Origin of the sequence: Mycobacterium gordonae (genome assembly GCF_002101675.1) — a bacterium.
GTDB classification, from domain to species: domain Bacteria; phylum Actinomycetota; class Actinomycetes; order Mycobacteriales; family Mycobacteriaceae; genus Mycobacterium; species Mycobacterium gordonae.
On record NZ_LQOY01000080.1, the window covers coordinates 37,703 to 58,778 of the forward strand.

Below are 21,076 nucleotides of genomic sequence, written 5' to 3' on the forward strand. Positions count from 1 at the left end.
ATGGTTGTAGCGATCGCGCCGGCCAAGCCAGGCGGCACCGGGCAACGGGAATCCGCTCCGGTCGAAGCTACGACGAGTCCGTGGGTGACCATCGTCTGGGACGACCCGGTCAACTTGATGACCTACGTGACCTACGTCTTCCAGAAATTGTTCGGCTACAGCGAGCCGCACGCGACCAAGCTGATGCTGCAGGTGCACAACGAAGGAAAGGCCGTGGTGTCGTCGGGCAGTCGGGAGTCCATGGAGGTCGACGTGTCCAAGCTGCATGCCGCCGGGTTGTGGGCGACGATGCAGCAGGACCGCTGAGTTCTGCTGGTGCGCAAATGGAAGCGCGTCGAAACCCGCAACGGTCCCCGTTTCCGGTCGTCGCTGGCCCCGCATGAAGCGGCTCTGCTCCAAAACCTGGTGAGCGCGATGATCGGCCTGCTCGACGAACGCCAGGCCACGTCGCCGTCGGACGAACTCGAAGAGATCACCGGCATCAAGACCGGGCATTCCGAGCGCCCGGCTGACGCGACGCTCGGCCGGCTGTTGCCAGATTTCTACCGCAGCGACGAAGGCGATCCGCTGACCCTCGACGCGTCCGAGGCTCTGAACTCGGCACTGCGAAGCTTGCACGAACCGGAGATCATCGCCGCCAAACGTGTTGCGGCGCAACAGTTGCTGGACACCCTGCCGAACAACGGCGGCAGGTTCGAGTTGACGGAGGAAAGCGCCAACGCCTGGATATCGGCGGTCAACGATCTTCGGCTGACCTTGGGGGTCATGCTCGAGATCGGCCCGCAGGGCCCCGAGCGGTTGTCCGCCGATCACCCGTTGGCCGCGCACTTCGACGTCTACCAGTGGCTGACGGTCCTGCAGGAGTACCTCGTGCTGGTGCTGATGGGCAAACCGGCCGGATGAATTCCATCACCGACGTCGGCGGGATCCGCGTCGGCCATCACCACCTGTTGGACGCCGATGCGGCCCTCGGCTCCGGGTGGGCTTGCGGCGTCACGGTGGTGCTGCCACCGCCGGGCACGGTAGGCGCGGTGGATTGCCGCGGCGGTGCTCCGGGCACCCGGGAGACCGATCTGCTCGACCCGGTCAACAGCGTGCGCTACGTGGACGCGGTGTTGCTGGCCGGCGGCAGCGCCTTCGGTCTCGCTGCCGCCGACGGCGTCATGCGCTGGCTCGAGGAACAGCAGCGCGGCGTGGCCATGGGCGACGGCGTGGTGCCGGTCGTGCCGGGTGCGGTGATCTTCGACCTGCCGGTCGGAGGCTGGGATCGCCGGCCGACGGCCGAATTCGGTTATGCGGCCTGTGCGGCCGCCGACGCGTCCGGTGACGCGGCTGCGGTGCACGTCGGAACCGTCGGTGCCGGCGTCGGGGCGCGCGTCGGGGTGCTGAAAGGAGGCGTGGGGACGGCCTCGGTCACCCTGCCCTCCGGAGTGACCGTTGGCGCGCTGGCCGTGGTGAACGCGGCCGGCGAAGCCGTCGACCCGTCGACGGGGTTGCCGTGGATGGCCGGGCTGGCAGCTGAATTCGGTCTTGCGCCACCACCTTTGGAGCAGATCGAGGCGCTCGCTCAGTTGCCGTCCCCGTTGAGCGAGCTGAACACCACGATTGCCGTGGTGGCGACGGATGCGGCGCTGAGCCCCGCGGCGTGCCGTCGCGTCGCGATCGCCGCGCACGACGGTCTGGCCCGGACGCTCCGGCCGGCGCACACCCCGCTGGACGGCGACACGGTCTTCGCCCTGGCCACGGGAGCGGTCGAGGTGCCCCCCTCGGCCGACACCCCGGCCGCGCTGTCGCCGGAGACCGGTCTGCTGACCGCGGTGGGCGCGGCCGCCGCCGACTGCCTGGCCCGGGCGGTGCTCGACGGAGTGATTGCCGCGCAGTCGGTGGCCGGAATACCGGCTTATCGGGACGTGCTACCGGGTGTGTTCGGGAACTGACGGGGCGCCGATGCTGGTGATCCGTGCCGACCTGGTCGAGGCGATCGTCGCCCATGCCCGCCGCGACCATCCCGAAGAAGCCTGCGGCGTGCTGGCCGGCGCGGACGGCTCGGATCGGCCAGAGCGGCACATCCCGATGCTCAACGCCGAACGCTCGGCGACGTTCTACCGGTTCGACTCCGCTGAGCAACTGAAGGTGTGGCGGGCCATGGAACGGGCGGACGAGGTGCCCATCGTCATCTACCACTCACACCCGAGCAGCGAGGCCTATCCGAGTCGAACGGATATCGATCTTGCGGCCGAACCGGACGCCCACTATGTGTTGGTATCCACCCGCGATCCGCATCGGGACGAGCTGCGCAGCTACCGCATTGTCAACGGCGTCGTGAGCGAGGAACCTGTTGACATCGTCGAGGAGTACATCGTCGAGCAGTACTGAGCCCACACCGCGAGAAAGGCCAGCATGACCGTCACCGTGTCCATCCCGACCATCCTGCGACCCCACACCGGCGGTGAGAAGCGAGTCTCTGCGAACGGCGACACGCTCGCGGCGGTCATCAATGATCTGGAGGCCAATTACTCCGGAATCTCGGACCGGCTCATCGATAACGGCCGGCTGCACCGGTTCGTGAACATCTATGTCAACGACGAGGATGTGCGGTTCTCCGGCGGTTTGGACACGGCCGTCGCCGATGGCGACTCGGTCACCATCCTGCCGGCGGTCGCGGGCGGGTAGTGGCGTTGTTGAGCGGTAGCCTGGACGTTCGGTGGTAGTGCGATGAGGACAAGGAGCGGCGCATGAACAAGCGCGCCCCGGCGACCCAGCCGAACAAGAAGCCTGGCTGGGTGATCGGCGCAACCACCATCATCACCTTCGTCGCCCTGTTGTATGTCGTCGAGCTGATCGATCAGCTCAGTGGCGGCCGGCTGGACCGCAACGGCATCCGGCCGCTGACCACCGACGGCTTGTGGGGCATCGTCTTCGCCCCGCTGTTGCACGCGAACTGGCAGCATCTGATCGCCAACACCGTGCCGATGCTGGTGCTGGGATTCTTGATGACACTGGCCGGACTATCCCGGTTCGTCTGGGCCACGGCGATCATCTGGATCCTGGGCGGCCTGGGTACCTGGCTCATCGGCAATGTCGGTAGTAGTTGCGGCCCGACAGACCACATCGGAGCCTCCGGCCTGATCTTCGGCTGGCTCGCTTTCCTGTTGGTGTTCGGAGTCTTCGTCCGCCAGGTGTGGGACATCATCATCGGTCTGGTTGTGCTGTTCGTCTACGGCGGCGTGCTACTCGGCGCCTTGCCGGTGCTCGGTATGTGCGGCGGGGTGTCGTGGCAGGGGCACCTGTGTGGCGCGATCGCCGGCGTCGTGGCGGCCTACCTGCTGTCGGCGCCCGAACGCAAGGCCCGCGAGCGAAAGAAGGCGCTTCGTTCGCCGCACCCGAAGATATGAGTTCGCCGCTGGCTCCCGTCGGGGTCTTTGATTCCGGCGTCGGCGGGCTCACTGTCGCTCGGGCGATCATCGACCAACTGCCCGACGAGGACATCATCTACGTCGGCGACACCGGTAACGGCCCGTACGGGCCGCTGGCCATTCCCGAGATCCGCGCCCACGCGCTGGCCATCGGCGACGACCTGGTCAGCCGCGGCGTCAAGGCGTTGGTGATCGCCTGCAACTCGGCTTCTGCCGCCTGCCTGCGGGACGCACGCGAACGGTACGACGTGCCGGTCGTCGAAGTGATTCTGCCGGCGGTGCGCCGCGCGGTCGCCGCCACCCGTAACGGCCGTATCGGGGTGATCGGCACGCGGGCGACCATCACCTCCCACGCCTACCAAGATGCGTTCGCCGCCGCCAGGGATACCGAGATCACCGCCGTGGCCTGTCCCCGTTTCGTCGATTTCGTCGAGCGCGGAGTCACCAGTGGCCGTCAGGTGCTGGGTCTGGCCGAGGGATACCTGGAGCCGCTGCAGCGCGCCGAGGTCGACACCCTGGTGCTGGGTTGCACGCACTACCCGTTGCTGTCCGGACTGATCCAGCTCGTGATGGGGGAGAACGTCACGCTCGTCTCCAGCGCCGAGGAGACGGCCAAGCAGGTGGTCCGCGTGCTGACCGAACTCGACCTGTTGCGGCCCCATGAGGGGCCGCCGGCTACCCGGGTGTTCGAGGCCACCGGCGACCCCGACGCATTCACCAAATTGGCCTCCCGGTTCCTGGGTCCCGCGGTGGTGGGCGTCGAACCGGCTCGCCATACTCCCGTCTCGTGAAAAAGCCGATGATTCTGACGGCCAAATGCGGCGATGTTTTCCCCATCGTGGTAACGGGCATGGCACAGTGGTGTCCGTGCGACTAACCGTGCTCGGATGCTCCGGCAGCGTCGTGGGTCCGGATTCGCCCGCGTCGGGTTATCTACTTCGGGCACCGGACACTCCGCCGCTTGTCGTCGACTTCGGCGGGGGTGTGCTGGGCGCGCTGCAAAGGCATGCCGATCCCGGATCGGTTCATGTGCTGCTGTCGCATCTGCACGCCGACCACTGCTTGGATGTGCCGGGGCTGTTTGTCTGGCGCCGCTATCACCCGACGGCCAAGCCCACTGGCAAGGCTTTGCTGTACGGCCCCAGCGACACGTGGTCGCGGCTGGGGGCGGCCTCCTCCCCGTACGGCGGCGAAATCGACGACTGCTCGGACATCTTCGATGTGCGCCACTGGGTTGACGGTGAAGCGGTGACCATCGGCGCGCTGAGCGTGCTCCCACGGGTCGTGGCACACCCGACCGAGTCGTTCGGGCTGCGGTTCACCGACCCGAGCGGGGCTTCGCTCGTGTACAGCGGTGACACCGGCGAGTGCGACCAACTGGTCGAGCTGGCCCGTGGCGCCGACGTGTTCTTGTGCGAGGCCTCGTGGACGCACTCGCCGAAGCATCCTCCCGCCCTGCATCTGTCCGGCACCGAAGCCGGGCGGGCCGCGGCGCGGGCCGGGGTGCGGGAGTTGCTGCTGACGCACATTCCGCCGTGGACCTCCCGCGAGGATGTCATCAGCGAGGCCAAGGCGGAGTTCGACGGGCCCGTGCACGCGGTCGTGCCGGGGGAGACGATCGAAGTCAAGCGAGCCGGCTGACGCTATTGCGTCTGCGGTGGCGGCGCGTTTTTCGCCCCAGTACCGCCGTGATCGCACTGTCAAAGCAGTGCCCGCACACTGAACGCCGTCATCGCGATGCCCGGCGATAGGGTGGGCGTCGTGTCCAAACGAGAAGACGGCCGCCTCGACGACGAGCTTCGCCCCGTCACCATCACGCGGGGTTTCACCGATCATCCGGCGGGTTCGGTGCTCATCGAATTCGGCGGCACCAAGGTCATGTGCACCGCCAGCGTCACCGAAGGGGTGCCGCGCTGGCGCAAGGGTTCGGGCCTGGGTTGGCTCACCGCGGAGTACGCGATGTTGCCCTCAGCGACCCACACCCGCTCGGACCGGGAGTCCGTGAAGGGCCGCGTCGGTGGGCGCACCCAGGAGATCAGCCGCCTGGTCGGCCGGTCGCTGCGGGCGTGCATCGACCTCGCCGCGCTGGGCGAGAACACCATCGCCGTCGACTGCGACGTACTGCAGGCCGACGGGGGTACCAGGACGGCGGCCATCACCGGCGCCTACGTGGCGCTGGCCGACGCAGTCACCTACCTGTCGGCGGCGGGCAAGCTGTCCGACCCCAGGCCGCTGTCGTGTGCGATCGCGGCGGTAAGCGTCGGCGTGGTCGACGGCCGGGTCCGCGTCGATCTGCCCTATGAAGAGGACTCGCGCGCCGAAGTCGACATGAACGTCGTCGCCACCGACACCGGCACCCTGGTCGAGGTCCAGGGCACCGGCGAGGGCGCCACCTTCCCGCGGTCGACGCTGGACAAGCTGCTCGACATGGCGCTCGGGGCCTGCGACAAGCTGTTCGCCGCTCAGCGCGAAGCGCTGGCGTTGCCCTACCCGGGCGTGTTGCCCGAGGGGGCGAAGCCGCCGAAAGCGTTCGGAAGCTGAGCCGGCTGCTGGTGGCCAGCCGCAACCGCAAGAAGCTGGCCGAACTGCAGCGGGTGCTGGACAGCGCCGGACTGTCCGGGATGACGCTGGTGTCGCTGGACGACGTGCCGCCGTTCGAGGAGGCACCGGAAACCGGTGCGACGTTCGAGGACAACGCGCTGGCCAAGGCGCGTGACGCGTACACCGCAACCGGATTGCCAAGCGTGGCAGACGATTCCGGGCTGGAAGTGGACGCGTTGAACGGCATGCCCGGCGTGCTGTCCGCGCGCTGGTCGGGCCGGCACGGTGATGACGCGGCCAACACTGCACTGTTGTTGGCGCAGTTGCGCGACGTGCCCGACGAGCGGCGCGGGGCGGCGTTCGTGTCGGCCTGCGCGCTGGTCTCCGGTATGGATGAGGTCGTGGTGCGCGGCGAGTGGCCCGGCGCCATTGCCCATGAGTCGCGCGGTGACGGCGGATTCGGCTACGACCCCGTCTTCCTTCCCGCCGGCGCCGATGGCCGGACGGCCGCGCAACTGAGCCCGGCCGAGAAAGACGCGGTATCGCACCGCGGTCGCGCGCTGGCCCTGTTGCTGCCGGCGCTGCGGGCGTTGTAAGCGGTCAGACGGGGAAGTTCGCCTTGACCTCTTTGGTCTGCCGTTGCTCGACGATGATGCCCAGCAGTGGGATGGTGCCGGCGAGTAGCACGCCGATAGTCTTGCCGATCGGCCAGCGGACTTTGATCGCAAGATTGAACGCCGCGAGCACGTAAACGAAGTAGACCCAGCCGTGCACGACTTCGATCCACCGGATTTCGTGGTGGTACACCAGGTGCGAGACGACCTCGCCACACAACACGATCAGCCAGATACCCGTCGTCCAGGCCATCACCCGGTACGCCAGCAGTGCGGTCCGGATTTTGTCGGCGGGGAACGCCGAAGCACTGCGCTCGGGCGTCTCAGGTGTGCTCATGCGTCGTCCTTTTCTGCTGTGCCGCATCGTCCTTGGCGAGTTCGGCCAGGTAGGCGTTGTACTCGCGCAGTGCGGGATCATCGGGCTGTTGTGGTTCGGGCTTCGGCCGCTCGGGTAGCAGGCCGGCAGGAATCTCGGTGACCGTTTCTCGGGGCGCGGGCGGCAGCTCTTCGTAGCGGACGAATTTACGGTAGGCGTAAACGCAGAACGCGGCGAACATCGGCCACTGCAGCGCGTAGCCGAGGTTTTGGTAATCGCCCGATGCCGACTCGAATCGGGTCCACTGCCACCAGCCAAGCGCCAGACACCCCAACGCCGCAAAGACGACCAGCGCTATCGCGGCCGGCCGGCGGCGTCTGGTGCGGACGGGGGTGGACACCCTACGACGGTACCGCGTGGTTGGTACGGCATCGTTCCAGCGTGAGCTGAGGGCGACGAAGTCGCCGATTCTCCGCCATGGTTTCACTTTCAGCGTCCGCGGCGGCTTGGGTAAACCGGGCGGTACGATCGAGCAACGCAGCGGGCGTGATGAAATTGGCAGACATGCCGGCTTTAGGTGCCGGTGCTCTTAGAGCGTGTGGGTTCGAGTCCCTCCGCCCGCACTCACCCTTTCTAAGCGTTCCGCTCATTTCAGCGAACAAGTGTTTATCGAAAGCCCGGATCGGGAAGTTGCATACGTACCGTGCTTCAACTGTCTCACGGAAACTTCTGACACCACCGGGGAAGAACTATGGGTTCGACACTTCGCAGTGTCTTGAGATGGAGCAAGGCGCCAGCAGAAGGCGTGCAAACAGCCTCGACACCATGGGCGAATGTGGCGCGCGGGCTCGCAGCCCGGGCGACCACGCCCTTGCTGCCCGATGACTACCTGAAATTTCTGAACCCGCTCTGGTCGGCGCGGGAGTTGCGTGGCCTGATTGTCGGTGTACAACCGGAAACTGAAGACTCGGCCACCGTGACGATCAAGCCAGGGTGGGGCTTCTCCGGTGACTACCAGGCCGGTCAGTATGTCGGCATCGGCCTGCGAATCGACGGGCGCTGGCACTGGCGTTCGTACTCGCTGACCTCGGTGCCGCGTCGTGACAACAAGCACATCACCATCACCGTCAAGGCCACTCCGGAAGGGTTCCTGTCCACGCACCTCGTCAAGGGCGTCGAACCGGGCACAATCGTGCGACTGGCTGCGCCCAAGGGGGATTTCGCACTGCCCGACCCGCCGCCGGAGAAAATCCTCTTCATCACCGCCGGCAGCGGAATCACGCCAGTGATGGCCATGTTGCGAACCTTCCGGTCTCGCGGGCAGCAGGCCGATATCGTCCACGTCCACTCCGCGCCCAGCGAAGCGGACGTGATCTTCTACGACGAGTTGCGCGAACTCGAAAAGTCGCTGCCCGGTTACCGACTTCATCTGCGGCTCACCGAAACGCAGGGTCACCTGGACTTCGGCGGCCTCACCGAAGTCGCCACCGATTGGAAGGAGCGCCCGGCCTGGGTCTGTGGTCCCTCCGCTCTGCTGGATGACGCTGAGAAGCATTGGGAAGAAGCGGATCTCGCCGACCAGCTGCACATGGAACGCTTCACGATCGCCGCTACGGACAAAGGCGGCGAAGGTGGGACGGTCACCTTCTCGATATCCGACAAAACCATCGAAATCGACGGAGCCACATCACTTCTGGACGCCGGGGAAAAGTTGGGCATCCAGATGCCGTTCGGCTGCCGGATGGGGATCTGCCAAACCTGCGTCCTGCCGCTGGAAGCGGGCCACGTCCGCGACTTCAGGTCGGGCACCGAACATCGCGAAGGCGACCGCATCCAGACCTGCATCTCCACCGCCTCCGGCGACTGCACGCTCAAAATCTAAGAGGAGTAATCAATGGCTATCACCGATATCAAGGAATACGCTCACCTGACCGCCGAGGACGTCGAGCAACTCGCGCAGGAGCTGGACGCGATCCGAGCCGAAATCGAGGAGTCCCGCGGTGAGCGCGACGCGCGCTACATTCGCCGCTCGATTCAGTTCCAGCGCGCGCTGGCCGCCGGTGGCCGAGTTGCGTTGTTCGCCAGCCGAAACAAGTTCGCCTGGCTGGCAGGAACCGGGATGCTGGGAATGGCGAAGATCATTGAGAACATGGAACTCGGCCACAACATCACGCACGGGCAGTGGGACTGGATGAACGACCCGGAGATCCATTCCACCGAGTGGGAGTGGGACACCACCTGCCCGAGCGTGCAGTGGAAGCACTCGCACAACTTCGTCCACCACAAGTACACCAATGTCGTAGACCTGGACGCCGACGTCGGCTACGGCATCATGCGTGTCACTCGCGACGAGCCCTGGGAGCCTTACTATTTGGGTAACCCGATCTACAACATGTTGCTCGGCACGTTGTTCGAGTGGGGCGTCGCACTGCACCACATCGAGTCCAAGAAGCTTCGCAAGAAGGAGAAAACGTGGGCCGAGGCGCGCAAGGATCTGCGCGTGATCGGAACAAAGGTCGCCAAGCAGGCCGGCAAGGATTACCTGGTGTTCCCGGCTCTGACCGGCCGCAATTGGAAACAGACCATGAAGGCCAATTTCGTGGCCAATCTCATCCGTAACTATTGGGCCTACATGGTGATCTTCTGTGGCCACTTTCCGGACGGTGCAGAGAAGTTCACCAAGGAAGAGTTCGAGAACGAGACCCAGGGCGAGTGGTACCTACGCCAGATGCTGGGATCGGCGAACTTCAACGCAGGCCCCATCATGGCCTTCATGAGCGGAAACCTGTGCTACCAGATCGAACACCACCTGTTCCCGGATCTGCCCAGCAACCGCTATGCCGAGATTTCCGTGCGGGTGCGCGAGCTGTGCGAAAAGTACGACCTGCCGTACACAACGGGATCCCTTGGCCGCCAATATTTCCAGTCGTTCTGGACGATCCTCAAACTTGCTTTGCCGGACAGCATGCTCAAGGCCTCCTCCGACGACGCCCCGGAGACCCGCTCGGAGTTGAAGTTCCGCGTGCGCGCCGGCCTGCGGGAAAGCTTCGTGGATCCCGAGACAGGCCGACGCCGCGGATTGCGCACCGCACTGCGCGAATTGCGTTCGAACGCAGCTTAACCGGTGCCGCGCCCGGTCCTCTGCTGCAGTTCCTCGATCATCTCGGACGCCTGAGCTTTGGTCAGGTCGTCGGGCACATCGGTGCCGGCCTCCTGGGCCAGGGTCTGCACGTAGCTGCGCTGGGGGCCGGTCATCGGCTCATCGCCGGTGACCCAGTCGGATGGGTCCTTTTCAGGGTTCCCCTGGGTGGGTTGTTGTGCGTCGTTGTCGCTCATGTCTGTCACCTCCGCAGCCGGGATAGCCATCGCACAAACTTTCGAAACCTCGCGCTGTCGGCCAATCGATACGATCCACAGGTGGCGCGGTGCGTCTCGAAACTGACAGGAGTACACGTGTCAATTGCACAACGCGAGCGGGCGGCTCTGGTGGAGACGATGCGGGCCGTGGGTCCCGAGGCGCCCACCCTGTGCGAAGGGTGGAACACCCGCGACCTGGCCGCTCATCTGGTCGTCAGGGAGGCCCGGCCGGACGCCGCCCCCGGCATCCTCATTCCAGCTCTTGCCGGGTACACCGAAAAAGTGCAGAACGAGGTCGCCGAGCGCACCGGCTGGGATGAGCTGGTGGACAAGGTCGCGGCCGGGCCACCGACTTTGTCGCCGTTCAAGCTGCTCGATCCGGTGATCAACGTGGCGGAGATGTTCATCCACCACGAGGATGTTCGCCGCGCAGCCGCCAATTGGGAACCCCGGGTGCTCGAACCGGACCTCAAGAGCAGGCTCACCAGGACCGTCCCGCTGATGGGCCGGCTCACTCTGGCGAAGGTTCCCGGCCGGGTTGCGCTGCGCACCACCGACGGCAAGACGCTGCTGACCGCAGGCAAGGGGCCGGCAGTGACGGTCACCGGAGAGCCCGAGGAGTTGCTGCTGTTCGCGGTGGGCCGGGCAGCCCGCGTCGACTTCGACGGCGAGGAGTCCGCCGTCCGGGCTGTCCGAGAGGCGCCGAAAGGCTTCTAGCGCGGGGGGTACGGAAGCCGATGCCGTATGCCTTACAGTCACCTACGTGGCTCATAACCAGGCTGGAGGCGTGTGGTGAGTGCCCTGATGTCGATCCCGCGGTACCCCGCTGATGTGACGCCCGAGTGGTTGTCGACGGTGCTCAGCCGGCGCGGTACGTCCGTCGAGGTCGCAGCGGCCGAGGTGGCGGCAATCGGCACCGGGCAAACCGGAGCCACCTACCGCGTGACGGCCACCTATGGTTCAGATGCGGGCGGGTTGCCGCCGACGTTCGTTATCAAGCTGCCGGCTCAAGACGACGCCGTGCGGGATCGGGTGGTTTTCGGTTATCGCAGCGAATGCTCGTTCTACAGTTCCGTGGCGGATCGGGTGTCGGTGCCGGTGCCGGAGTGCTTCTATTGTGAGATCACCGACGATGCAATGGAATACGCGCTGCTGCTGGCCGATCAGGCTCCCGCGGTACAGGGCGATCAGATCGCGGGTTGCGGTGAGCGGGAGGCGCGGTTGTCGGTGACCGCGTTGGCCGGTCTACACGGACCGACGTGGTGTGATCCGGTTTGGCTCGATCTGCCGGGCATCGCATTCGGACGGCCCGACGAGGAATCGGCTAAAGGTCTCGGGGATGTGGCGAAGCTGAGTGCCGACATCACTCTGGACAAGCTCGGCAACCGGATGACCGAGCTAGACCGCGAAACCTTCAGCGCCTCAATGCGTATGGTGACGCCGTGGCTGCTCTCCGAGCATCACCGTTTCGCCTTGCTGCACGGTGATTACCGGCTGGACAATCTGTTGTTCGATCCCGGCCGCACCCGGGTGAGTGTGGTCGACTGGCAGACACTCGGCATCGGGCTCCCGGCGAGAGACCTGGCCTATTTCACGGCCACCAGCCTTGATTCGCGATTACGCGCGAGTATCGAACGAAGCCTGGTCGATGACTACCACCAAGCGCTCGTGGGGCATGGCGTCACCGATTACGACCGCGACACCTGCTGGCGCGACTACCGACTGGGAGTGATTCAGGCGCCACTGATCTCGGCGCTCGGGTTTGCGTTCGCCTCCTCTACCGACCGTGGTGATGACATGGTGCTGACCATGCTCACCCGCGGATGTCAGGCGATTCGAGACTTGGGTACGCTGAACCTGGTCCGTTGATTACGACCCATTTGTCGGAATAAGCGCCACCATCTCCTCAATCTGCTTGCGGTTAAACACAACTGTCGACCCGTCGGGCAAACCGAGGATCCGGTCAGTGGCAACGCCATACAACCGCAGGCGCTTGACGGCGTCGTCGACGGCCCGGCGCCGTTCCCGCCTGTCGGGCGCATTGATCACGCGAATCAGGTGCGTGTCCATGCTGGCCCCGAATCCCTGAATCATGTCACCTACGCCTTCGGGGTCCAGATATCCGCGCAGGCGCGGATATCTGGGAGCGCTGGGGCTCCCTATCGCTGCGCCGCCTTGACGAGGTTGGACCCGATGATCAGTTGCTGAATCTCGCTGGTGCCCTCATACAGGCGCAGCAGGCGCACATCGCGGTAGATGCGTTCGACCGGCACCCCCCGCATGTAGCCGCTGCCCCCGTGGACCTGCACCGCGAGATCGGCGACCTTGCCGGCCATTTCGGTGCAGAACAGCTTGGCCGCCGACGGTGCGATGCGCCGGTCAACATTGTCGACCCACTGACGTGCGGTGTCGCGGACCAGCGCCCGTCCGGCCAGCACGCCGGTCTGCTGGTCGGCCAGCATTGCCTGCACCAGCTGGAAGTTGCCGATCGCCGTGCCGCCCTGTGTCGCGGTGGCGGCATACGCCACGGATTCGTCGAGCGCCCGTTGCGCGGCGCCCACGGCGATGGCGGCGATGTGAACTCGCCCGCGCGCCAACGAGGTCATGGCCGCGCGGTAGCCGATGTCCTCGTTGCCGCCAATCAAAGCACTGTCGTCGACGTGGACGTCGGTGAAGCTGACGTCGGACGTCCAGGCCCCTTCCTGGCCCATCTTGGCGTCCTTGACTCCTACTTCCACGCCAGGCGCATCGGCCGGGACAAGGAAGACGGCGATGCCCGGGCCCTTGTCGTCTGCGGGCCGGGTGCGGGCGAAGACGATGAACAGGTCGGCGACCGGAGCATTGGTGATGAAGCGCTTCTGCCCGTTGATCACCCAGTCCCGTTGATCGCGAACGGCTTTGGTCTTCAGGCCGGCCGGGTTGGAGCCGGCGCCGGGCTCGGTCAGCGCGAAGGAGGCGACGGTGTCGCCGGATGCGATCGATTCCAGCCACCGTCGCTTTTGTTCGTCGGTGCCGAAGCCGACCAGCACCTGTCCGGCTATGCCGTTGTTGGTTCCGAACATCGACCGCAGTGCCAACGAGGTGTACCCCAACTCCATCGCCATCTCGACGTCCTGGACCAGGTTGAGGCCGAGTCCGCCGAATCGCTGCGGGATCGCGTACCCGAACAGTCCCATCTTCTTGGCCTGATCGCGTAGGTCATCGGGCACCCGGTCGTCGTCGAGGATCTCCTGTTCACGAGGAACCACGGCAGTTCGGATGAAGTGGCGGGTCTGCGCCAGGATTTCCTGAAAATCCTCGTCAGAGACTTCGGGGACCTCTGAAGTCATGGTGAGGGGCTCCTTCGGGCTGGCTTGGCACGACAAGGCAATATCATATATGAAATACGATATTGCTTGACGCGGGTCCGGCTGCGACCCATGACGAAGGGTGCGTGAGACAGGTGGCGTTGCTGGAAGGTCAGACCGCGGTTGTGACTGGTGCGGCACAGGGGCTCGGATTCGCGATCGCCGAACGGTTCATCGCCGAGGGCGCTCGGGTGGTGCTCGGTGATGTGAATCTCGAAGCCACCGAGGCGGCTGCCGAGAAGCTGGGCGGGCCTGATGTGGCGCTGGCTGTTCGGTGTGATGTGACGAAAGCCGACCAGGTACAGGCACTGCTGGACACCGCCCTGGAGCAATTCGGCGGGTTGGACATCATGGTCAACAACGCTGGAATCACCCGGGACGCGACCATGCGCAAGATGACCGAGGAGCAGTTCGATCAGGTCATCAACGTGCACCTGAAAGGGACATGGAACGGCACCCGGCTTGCCGCGGCGATTATGCGAGAGAACAAGCGCGGCGCCATCATCAACATGTCGTCGGTGTCCGGCAAGGTCGGGATGATCGGCCAGACCAACTATTCGGCGGCCAAGGCGGGCATCGTGGGGATGACCAAGGCCGCCGCCAAAGAGCTTGCCTACCTCGGTGTTCGGGTCAATGCAATCGCCCCGGGATTGATCCGCTCGGCCATGACCGAGGCTATGCCGCAGCGCATCTGGGACTCCAAGGTCGCCGAGGTTCCGATGGGCCGCGCCGGTGAGCCCGGTGAAGTGGCCAGCGTCGCCCTCTTTCTGGCGTCCGATCTGTCGTCCTACATGACCGGCACGGTCATGGAGATCACCGGGGGCCGTCACCTGTGAGCGGTGACGCGGCAAGTGGCGCGAGCAGACGCGAAAGCGCCCAATTCGGCACGAATTTGGGCGCCTTTGCGTCTGCTCGCCGGGAAGCGGTGATCTGCGAGCCTGTCCGGACACCCATCGGCCGGTACGGCGGAATGTTCAAGTCGTTGAGCGCCGTCGCCCTCGGCGTCGCGGCGCTCCAAGGGCTGCTGCAACGCACCGGCCTGGCCCCCGACGCCGTCGAAGACGTCATCCTCGGCCACTGCTACCCGAGCAGCGAGGCACCCGCGATCGGGCGCGTAGTGGCCCTGGATGCCGGGCTGCCCGTGACGGTTCCGGGAATGCAGGTCGACAGGCGCTGCGGGTCTGGGCTGCAAGCGGTGATCCAAGCGTGCCTACAGGTCGCTTCCGGCGACAACGACCTGGTGATCGCCGGTGGCTGCGAAAGCATGAGCAACGTGCCGTTCTACTCCACCGATATGCGCTGGGGTGCATCACGTTCCGGTGTCCAGGTGCACGACGGGCTGGCGCGCGGACGTACCACTGCCGGTGGCCGCCACTACCCGGTACCGGGCGGCATGCTGGAGACGGCCGAGAATCTGCGCCGCCAGTACGGCATCTCGCGGCGCGAGCAAGACGAGCTCGCGGTGCGGTCGCACCAGCGGGCCATCACAGCGCAGAAGAACGGTGTCCTGGCCGACGAGATCGTGCCGGTGACGGTGGCCAGCCGCCACGGCGACGAAGTGATCGACACCGACGAACATCCGCGCGCCGACACGACGATGGAATCGCTGGGCAAGCTGAAACCCGTTCTCGTCAAGGAAGACCCGGAGTCGACCGTCACTGCCGGCAATGCCAGCGGGCAGAACGACGCGGCATCCATGTGCGTGGTGACCACCCCGGAGAAGGCGGCTGACCTGGGCTTGACGCCGCTGGTGCGCATGGTGTCGTGGGGTCAGGCCGGGGTGGCGCCCAACGTGATGGGTATCGGGCCGGTGCCGGCCACCGAGGTCGCACTCGCCAAGGCGGGTCTGCGGCTGAGCGATATCGACCTCATCGAGCTCAACGAAGCCTTCGCCGCGCAAGCCCTCGCGGTGATGCGGGAGTGGAAGCTCGCTGCGGCCGACCACGACCGCACCAACGTGCACGGCTCGGGCATCTCGCTGGGGCACCCGGTCGGAGCCACCGGCGGACGGATGCTGGCAACCCTGGCACGCGAGCTCCATCGCCGCCAGGCGCGCTACGGGCTGGAGACCATGTGCATCGGCGGCGGCCAGGGCCTGGCAGCGGTGTTCGAGCGGGTGACATGAGCGGTCCCGCACTGCCGCTGGCCGGCATCACCGTCGTCGAGGTTTCCAGCTTCGTCGCCGCGCCGCTATGCGGAATGACGCTGAACCAGCTGGGCGCGAACGTGATTCGTGTCGATCCGATCGGCGGTGCGTCGGACGTGCAGCGCTGGCCACTGGCCGACAGCGGCACTTCGATCTACTGGACAGGCCTGAACAAGGGTAAGCGTTCGGTCACTGTCGATCTGCGCTCAGATCAGGGCCGTGAGCTGGTGCAGCGGCTGGTCGCGGAATCCGACGGGATCATCGTCACCAATGCCGCCGGCATGACGTGGCTGGGATACGAGGCGTTGGCGGCCAGGCGCTCTGACGTCATTCACGTCCAGTTGCTCGGGCGTGGCGACGGGTCCACCGGTGTGGACTACACCGTGAATGCGGCCGTCGGCTTTCCGCTCGTCACCGGCCCAGCCGAGCACGCCGGCCCGATCAACCACGTGTTGCCGGCCTGGGACGTCAGCTGCGGTTTGTACGCCGCGCTCGCGGTGGTGTCGGCGGTGCACCGCCGGGACCAGACGGGAGAGGGCGCGTGCGTCACCATCGCGCTTGAAGACGTCGCGCTGGCAACCGCCGGAAACCTGGGCCTGCTGACCGAGCCGCAGGTGCTCGGAACCCAGCGGCCGCGGGTCGGCAACTCCATCTTCGGCCAGTACGGTCAGGACTTCGTCAGCCGGGACGGCCTCAGGTTTATGGTTGTCCTGTTGACGCGAAGGCACTTTCGTGACCTGGTCGAGGTGACGGGCACCGGTGCGGCGGTGGCGGCACTCGCCGAAGCGTTAGAGGTGGACTTCGGTGAGGAAGGAACCCGCTACCGCTACCGCGATGTGCTCTCGGGTCTGTTCGCCACGTGGTTCGCCGAGCACGACGCCGAGCAGGTCAGCGCGGCGTTGGCCGCCACCACGGTGCTGCACGAGAGATACCGCACCTTCTCCGAGGTCGCCAACGATCCGAAAGTGACCGAAAATCCGCTCTTTTCCCGGTTGCACCAGCCCGGCGTCGGTGATTATCTGGCCCCGGCGATGCCGGTCGCGTTCGACGGGGTCCACCCGGCCAGTGCGGCGGCGCCCGCGCTGGGAGCCGACACCGCCGGTGTGCTGACCGAGTACCTGGGATTGACGGCCGACGACCTCGCGCAGCTGGCCACCGCGAAAACCATTGCAGGCTGAGAGGAATCAGCGCATGACTAAACTCGCCCAGACCCTCGGCCTGACCGAAGTCCAGACCGAGATCGTGGCAACGGTGCGCCAATTCGTCGACAAGGAAGTCATTCCCAACGCCCAGGAACTCGAACACAGCGACACCTACCCACAGGCGATCGTCGACGGATTGCGCGACATGGGCCTGTTCGGCCTGATGATTCCGGAGGAATACGGCGGTCTGGGGGAGTCGCTGTTGACCTACGCGCTATGCGTGGAAGAACTAGCGCGCGGCTGGATGAGCGTATCGGGCGTGCTGAACACGCATTTCATCGTCGCCTACATGCTACGCCAGCACGGCACCGACGAACAGAAACAACGGTTCCTGCCACGCATGGCCACGGGCGAGACGCGCGGCGCCTTCTCGATGTCAGAACCGGAACTGGGTTCGGATGTGGCCGCGATCCGCACCCGGGCCACCCGCAACTCCGACGGCACGTACACCATCGACGGCCAGAAAATGTGGCTGACCAACGGCGGCAGCTCGACGCTGGTCGCCGTGCTGGTGCGCACCGACGAAGGCGCGGACAAGCCGCACCGCAACCTGACGGCCTTCCTGGTCGAGAAGCCAACGGGTTTCGGTGAAGTCGTCCCGGGCCTGATCATCCCCGGCAAGATCGACAAACTCGGGTACAAGGGCATCGACACCACCGAACTCATCTTCGACGGCTACGGCGCCGGTGCCGACGACATCCTCGGTGGCAAACCCGGGCAGGGCTTTTTCCAGATGATGGACGGCATCGAAGTCGGTCGGGTCAACGTGTCGGCCCGCGCCTGCGGAATCGCTCTGCGCGCGTTCGAGCTTGCGGTGCGCTACGCCCAGCAGCGACAGACATTCGGCAAGCCGATCGCCGACCACCAGGCCATCGCATTCCAGTTGGCCGAGATGGCCACCAAAGTCGAAGCGGCCCACCTGATGATGGTCAACGCCGCCCGGTTGAAGGACTCCGGGGAACGCAATGACGTGGCCGCGGGAATGGCCAAATACCTTGCCAGCGAGTTCTGTTCCGAGGTGACCCAGCAGAGCTTCCGTATTCACGGCGGCTACGGTTACTCCAAGGAGTACGAAATCGAGCGGCTGATGCGCGACGCCCCCTTCCTGCTCATCGGGGAGGGGACCAGTGAGATCCAGAAGTCCATCATCAGCAAGCGCCTGCTCGACGAGTACCGGGTGTAAGGCCATGACAATTCCCGATTTCGGCGCGCGGCCCCAGCTGTCGGAGGACATCGCGGGTTTTGTCCGTAAGCGAATCTTCGAGGGGGCCTACGCCGCCGGTCAGTATGTGCGGCTGGATCAACTGGCCATGGAATTGGGTGTGAGCGTGACGCCGGTACGCGAGGCGCTGTTCGCGCTGCGCGCCGAAGGCCTTGTGGCCCAACAACCCCGGCGCGGTTTCGTGGTGCTGCCGTTGACCCAGCGCGACCTCGCCGACGTCGCCAACGTCCAGGCCCACGTCGGCGGCGAGCTCGCGGCACGCGCGGCGCTGAACATCAGCGACGACCAGTTGCGCGAACTCCACCAGATTCAGACCCAACTCGAAGCCGCGTACGCCGCCGACGACGACGAGCGCACGGTGCGCCTGAACCATGAATTCCACCGGGCCGTCAACATCGCGGCGGACTCGGCGAAACTGGCTCAGCTGATGTCGCAGATCACGCGTTACGCACCCGAATCGGTGTTCCCGACGATCGAGCACTGGCCCGACCAGGCCGTCCGCGACCATCGACGGGTGCTGGACGCGCTGGGCAGGCACGACGGGGAGCAGGCCCGCGCAGCAATGTCGGAACATCTGGCCGCCAGCGCGGTCCCGCTGATCGACCACCTCATCGAACGGGGCGTGGTGGTTCCAGCCGCTCCGCCGGGTGCGACCTGACGGCCTTGTCCTGGTGTCAGCGGAGGACATACGCTGCCCCTACGGGTCACATGACAGGGGAATCGAATGCGCGTATTGCGTGCCGCCGCGGTACTCATGGCCGGTGTGTCAGCTATCGCGTCGGCACCGCCGGCCGCCGCTGAGCCGCTGGACCCTATCCCGGGCAACGGTGTGTTCGTGGTGGGACCCGACATAGCGCCCGGCCTGTACCGCACTGCCGGGTCCGCATCGACGTTCGGGGTGTGGATCAATAACGTGCCGACGCAGGACTCGATGTGTGCTTGGTTCACCTACAGCACGCCCGACGCGAACAAGGAGCATGTGCTGCAGACGAATATCTCGGTCGGCCCGATGTTCGCCAACATCAACACCTCGGTCAAGGCCTTCGAGTCGCAGAACTGTCAGCCCTGGACACGGGTGCCCTGAGCATGCAGCAGCTCACGGACGACCGATGTCGACCTTTCCGGCAGCGCCGCGCGGCACGTCGAGCGGCGCCTCCCACTGGTCATAGGTCGACAGATACGGTCGCTCGTAGATCACCTTGCCGTCTTCGGGGATGGCTCTGACGTCGGCGCCCGTGCATCAACAACCCAAAGCGCCGCAACACCTATGACCCGGCGATGCGCGACACCATCGCGCGGTGTCTGGACAGGATCGCCGAGGACGACGACCTCACCGTGGTGTTGTTGCGTGGTGCGGGCGGCACATTCAGCACGGGGGCGGACATGGACAACGCCTATGGCTGTACGGCCAGCGTGGGCCCGGTGACGACCCCGGCGGGCGCAAGAGGCCCAGCCAGCGGCGCCGGCTCACCGTGGACCGCAAGTCATTCGGCTTCTACCACAACCTGATGGGCTTCCCGAAGGTCACGGTGGGAGAGATCGCGGGCTTCGCGCTCGGCGGCGGATTCGAAATAGCGCTGATGACCGATATCTCGGTGATTGCGCACGACACCAAGATCGGCATGCCCGCGACACGCTTCCTCGGCCCCGCGCTGGGCAGCCTGCACATGTTCTTTCACCGGTTGGGCCCGGTGCTGGCCCGGCGTCTGCTGCTCACCGGCGACATCATCGATGCCGGTGACGTCGCACACTTCGGAATCTTCACCGAGACATGCGATTCCGGGTCGGTGACGGCCCGTGCGAGATATTGGCCGGAGAAGGCGGCCAAGATGCCGGCCGACGGTGTCGGCATCGCCAAGGAGGCCTTCCGGCTTGTCGAACAGAGCCAGGCCTACCAGGGCGAGGAAGTCGCGAGTTATCTGTTCCATGCCTTCGGCACGAACCTCCAATTCGCACCGGGGAAGTTCAACTTCGTCAAGACGCGCGCGCAGCACGGCAGCAAGGAGGCGTTCCGGTTACGCGACCAACGCTTCCACGTTCCCGAACCCGAAGCCTAGCAACCAGTTTTATCGAACGGTCTTGCGTGCGGCGGCCTTGCGGGGCGCGGATTTGACCGCCTTCGACGAGGACTTACCCGCCTCGATCAACTGACCGGCGTGGTCGAGAATGCACTCGAGACCGTATTCGAAGTTCGTCTCGTCGGGAGCGGCAATACGGTGGCCCTTACCGCTGACCTGAGCGATCAGCGGCGTGGTCTGCGGGTCGACGGCCACCGCCTCCTCGATGGACCGCGTGCCGTCCTGCGATGACTGGTTCTTCTCGTGCAGTCGATGCAGCACCACAGACCCGCGGACGTGCAGCGACATCGCGGAGTAGGTGTCGAACGCATCCTCGGGTGACAGCCCGGCCTCCACCAGGTTGGCGATGGCCTTCTCCATCTCCTGAGCGCCGACGCGGGCCGCCTTGGGGCTCAGCGCCGCCCGAATCAGAATCAGGTCGCAGAGAATCGGGTTGCCCATGAACGTTTTGCGCATCAGGCGCGCGTGGTTGCGCAGCGTCTCGCGCCAGTCCTTGGCCTCGACGTACGGGGTGGCGAACACATACTTGCTCAGCGCGCGATCGGTCATCGCGTTGAGCAGATCGTCCTTCTTGCGGAAGTACCAGTAGATGCTGGTGACTCCGACGCCCAAGTGTTTGCCGAGCAGGGGCATGCTCAGATTGTCGATCGAAACCTGTTCTGCCAGTTCGAAAGCGCCACTGATGATGTCATCAGGATTGATGGACCCGCGTTCGCGCCGCTGCCGCTTCTCCGCAGTCGCCTGCTTTGCCACTCCCGGGTACCTCCACTAATATCCACCCCGCGTGGGGGTTGTCTGTCTGCTACTGTAATACCTATCGTAGGCTTTTTGGTATAG

Annotated in this window: 25 protein-coding genes, 1 tRNA gene and 3 pseudogenes; 22 read left to right on the forward strand and 7 right to left on the reverse strand. The window is 65.5% G+C overall.

What is annotated here, in order from left to right; genetic code table 11:
* The 10 genes from clpS (at position 1) to rdgB (ending at position 6,553) form a co-directional block, all read left to right on the forward strand.
* Positions 1-306, forward strand: coding sequence for an ATP-dependent Clp protease adapter ClpS (gene clpS, locus AWC08_RS12720; RefSeq protein ID WP_065136106.1), 306 nt, complete (start codon positions 1-3; stop codon positions 304-306).
* Between the two features lie 9 nt (positions 307-315).
* On the forward strand, positions 316-903 hold the full coding sequence (gene aosR, locus AWC08_RS12725; protein ID WP_069433171.1) for an oxidative stress transcriptional regulator AosR: 588 nt from the start codon (positions 316-318) through the stop codon (positions 901-903).
* Entirely contained in the window at positions 900-1,937 is a 1,038-nt protein-coding gene (locus AWC08_RS12730) for a P1 family peptidase (RefSeq protein ID WP_069433170.1), read from the forward strand. Before aosR ends, AWC08_RS12730 begins: the two co-directional genes overlap by 4 nt.
* Positions 1,938-1,947: 10 nt before the next feature.
* A complete protein-coding gene (locus tag AWC08_RS12735) occupies positions 1,948-2,376 on the forward strand; it encodes a M67 family metallopeptidase (RefSeq protein WP_069433169.1) in 429 nt (142 codons plus the stop codon).
* Between the two features lie 24 nt (positions 2,377-2,400).
* Complete coding sequence (locus tag AWC08_RS12740; RefSeq protein ID WP_065136110.1) at positions 2,401-2,673, forward strand: MoaD/ThiS family protein; 273 nt, start codon at positions 2,401-2,403, stop codon at positions 2,671-2,673.
* A 62-nt stretch (positions 2,674-2,735) separates the two neighbouring features.
* Positions 2,736-3,395: a rhomboid family intramembrane serine protease gene (locus AWC08_RS12745; RefSeq protein WP_065136111.1), complete on the forward strand. Its 660-nt coding sequence runs from the start codon at positions 2,736-2,738 to the stop codon at positions 3,393-3,395.
* Positions 3,392-4,207, forward strand: a complete 816-nt coding sequence (gene murI, locus AWC08_RS12750; RefSeq protein ID WP_065136112.1) for a glutamate racemase — start codon at positions 3,392-3,394, stop codon at positions 4,205-4,207. The genes AWC08_RS12745 and murI overlap by 4 nt, the downstream gene beginning before the upstream one ends.
* Positions 4,208-4,277: 70 nt before the next feature.
* Positions 4,278-5,057: a cyclic nucleotide-degrading phosphodiesterase gene (locus AWC08_RS12755; RefSeq protein ID WP_065136118.1), complete on the forward strand. Its 780-nt coding sequence runs from the start codon at positions 4,278-4,280 to the stop codon at positions 5,055-5,057.
* Positions 5,058-5,177: 120 nt separating this feature from the next.
* On the forward strand, positions 5,178-5,957 hold the full coding sequence (gene rph / locus AWC08_RS12760) for a ribonuclease PH (RefSeq protein WP_065136119.1): 780 nt from the start codon (positions 5,178-5,180) through the stop codon (positions 5,955-5,957).
* A complete protein-coding gene (gene rdgB, locus AWC08_RS12765) occupies positions 5,954-6,553 on the forward strand; it encodes an RdgB/HAM1 family non-canonical purine NTP pyrophosphatase (protein WP_065136113.1) in 600 nt (199 codons plus the stop codon). Before rph ends, rdgB begins: the two co-directional genes overlap by 4 nt.
* 4 nt (positions 6,554-6,557) lie before the next feature.
* Here rdgB and AWC08_RS12770 read toward each other — a convergent pair whose 3' ends face one another.
* Together AWC08_RS12770 and AWC08_RS12775 are read right to left on the reverse strand one after the other, a co-directional pair.
* Positions 6,558-6,908, reverse strand: coding sequence for a DUF3817 domain-containing protein (locus tag AWC08_RS12770; protein ID WP_065136114.1), 351 nt, complete (start codon positions 6,906-6,908; stop codon positions 6,558-6,560).
* On the reverse strand, positions 6,895-7,287 hold the full coding sequence (locus AWC08_RS12775; protein WP_065136115.1) for a hypothetical protein: 393 nt from the start codon (positions 7,285-7,287) through the stop codon (positions 6,895-6,897). Before AWC08_RS12775 ends, AWC08_RS12770 begins: the two co-directional genes overlap by 14 nt.
* Positions 7,288-7,427: 140 nt before the next feature.
* Between AWC08_RS12775 and AWC08_RS12780 the strand changes: the two genes are divergently transcribed.
* The 3 genes from AWC08_RS12780 (at position 7,428) to AWC08_RS12790 (ending at position 10,008) form a co-directional block, all read left to right on the forward strand.
* Positions 7,428-7,510: transfer RNA gene (locus tag AWC08_RS12780), tRNA-Leu, on the forward strand.
* 128 nt (positions 7,511-7,638) lie between these two features.
* Complete coding sequence (locus AWC08_RS12785; protein WP_069433168.1) at positions 7,639-8,769, forward strand: ferredoxin reductase; 1,131 nt, start codon at positions 7,639-7,641, stop codon at positions 8,767-8,769.
* 12 nt (positions 8,770-8,781) lie between these two features.
* Positions 8,782-10,008: a fatty acid desaturase family protein gene (locus tag AWC08_RS12790; protein WP_065135122.1), complete on the forward strand. Its 1,227-nt coding sequence runs from the start codon at positions 8,782-8,784 to the stop codon at positions 10,006-10,008.
* Here AWC08_RS12790 and AWC08_RS12795 read toward each other — a convergent pair.
* Positions 10,005-10,223, reverse strand: a complete 219-nt coding sequence (locus AWC08_RS12795; protein ID WP_065135129.1) for a DUF3072 domain-containing protein — start codon at positions 10,221-10,223, stop codon at positions 10,005-10,007. The genes AWC08_RS12790 and AWC08_RS12795 overlap by 4 nt on opposite strands.
* Before the next feature lie 117 nt (positions 10,224-10,340).
* Between AWC08_RS12795 and AWC08_RS12800 the strand changes: the two genes are divergently transcribed.
* Together AWC08_RS12800 and AWC08_RS12805 are read left to right on the forward strand one after the other, a co-directional pair.
* Positions 10,341-10,961 carry a TIGR03085 family metal-binding protein gene (locus AWC08_RS12800; RefSeq protein WP_065135121.1) on the forward strand — a complete coding sequence of 207 codons (621 nt, stop codon included), beginning with the start codon at positions 10,341-10,343 and terminating at the stop codon, positions 10,959-10,961.
* A gap of 84 nt (positions 10,962-11,045) precedes the next feature.
* A complete protein-coding gene (locus AWC08_RS12805; RefSeq protein ID WP_232007786.1) occupies positions 11,046-12,113 on the forward strand; it encodes a phosphotransferase family protein in 1,068 nt (355 codons plus the stop codon).
* Here the strand turns inward: AWC08_RS12805 and AWC08_RS12810 are convergent.
* Positions 12,114-12,359 (reverse strand): annotated as a pseudogene (locus tag AWC08_RS12810) (TetR/AcrR family transcriptional regulator); the annotation flags it as partial.
* A gap of 44 nt (positions 12,360-12,403) precedes the next feature.
* Positions 12,404-13,573: an acyl-CoA dehydrogenase family protein gene (locus AWC08_RS12815; protein WP_065135119.1), complete on the reverse strand. Its 1,170-nt coding sequence runs from the start codon at positions 13,571-13,573 to the stop codon at positions 12,404-12,406.
* A 104-nt stretch (positions 13,574-13,677) separates the two neighbouring features.
* Here AWC08_RS12815 and fabG point away from each other — a divergent pair, with 104 nt between their 5' ends.
* The 6 genes from fabG (at position 13,678) to AWC08_RS12845 (ending at position 19,245) form a co-directional block, all read left to right on the forward strand.
* Entirely contained in the window at positions 13,678-14,427 is a 750-nt protein-coding gene (gene fabG, locus AWC08_RS12820) for a 3-oxoacyl-ACP reductase FabG (protein ID WP_065135118.1), read from the forward strand.
* A 56-nt stretch (positions 14,428-14,483) separates the two neighbouring features.
* The gene (locus AWC08_RS12825; protein WP_065135127.1) at positions 14,484-15,716 is read left to right on the forward strand and encodes an acetyl-CoA C-acetyltransferase; all 1,233 of its coding nucleotides are present in this window, start codon (positions 14,484-14,486) and stop codon (positions 15,714-15,716) included.
* Complete coding sequence (locus tag AWC08_RS12830; RefSeq protein ID WP_065135117.1) at positions 15,713-16,915, forward strand: CoA transferase; 1,203 nt, start codon at positions 15,713-15,715, stop codon at positions 16,913-16,915. Before AWC08_RS12825 ends, AWC08_RS12830 begins: the two co-directional genes overlap by 4 nt.
* Positions 16,916-16,928: 13 nt before the next feature.
* Complete coding sequence (locus AWC08_RS12835) at positions 16,929-18,122, forward strand: acyl-CoA dehydrogenase family protein (protein WP_065135116.1); 1,194 nt, start codon at positions 16,929-16,931, stop codon at positions 18,120-18,122.
* A gap of 4 nt (positions 18,123-18,126) precedes the next feature.
* On the forward strand, positions 18,127-18,819 hold the full coding sequence (locus AWC08_RS12840; RefSeq protein WP_065135115.1) for a GntR family transcriptional regulator: 693 nt from the start codon (positions 18,127-18,129) through the stop codon (positions 18,817-18,819).
* 66 nt (positions 18,820-18,885) lie between these two features.
* Positions 18,886-19,245: a hypothetical protein gene (locus tag AWC08_RS12845; protein ID WP_065135114.1), complete on the forward strand. Its 360-nt coding sequence runs from the start codon at positions 18,886-18,888 to the stop codon at positions 19,243-19,245.
* A 63-nt stretch (positions 19,246-19,308) separates the two neighbouring features.
* Here AWC08_RS12845 and AWC08_RS35265 read toward each other — a convergent pair.
* Positions 19,309-19,401: pseudogene (locus AWC08_RS35265) on the reverse strand (enoyl-CoA hydratase/isomerase family protein); the annotation flags it as partial.
* On the opposite strand from AWC08_RS35265, the pseudogene AWC08_RS12850 reads away from it, so the two are divergent.
* Positions 19,401-20,218, forward strand: a pseudogene (locus tag AWC08_RS12850) (enoyl-CoA hydratase/isomerase family protein). The pseudogenes AWC08_RS35265 and AWC08_RS12850 sit on opposite strands and share 1 nt — an antisense overlap.
* 9 nt (positions 20,219-20,227) lie before the next feature.
* Here AWC08_RS12850 and AWC08_RS12855 read toward each other — a convergent pair.
* The gene (locus tag AWC08_RS12855; protein ID WP_065135113.1) at positions 20,228-20,992 is read right to left on the reverse strand and encodes a TetR/AcrR family transcriptional regulator; all 765 of its coding nucleotides are present in this window, start codon (positions 20,990-20,992) and stop codon (positions 20,228-20,230) included.
* Positions 20,993-21,076: the final 84 nt, after the last annotated feature.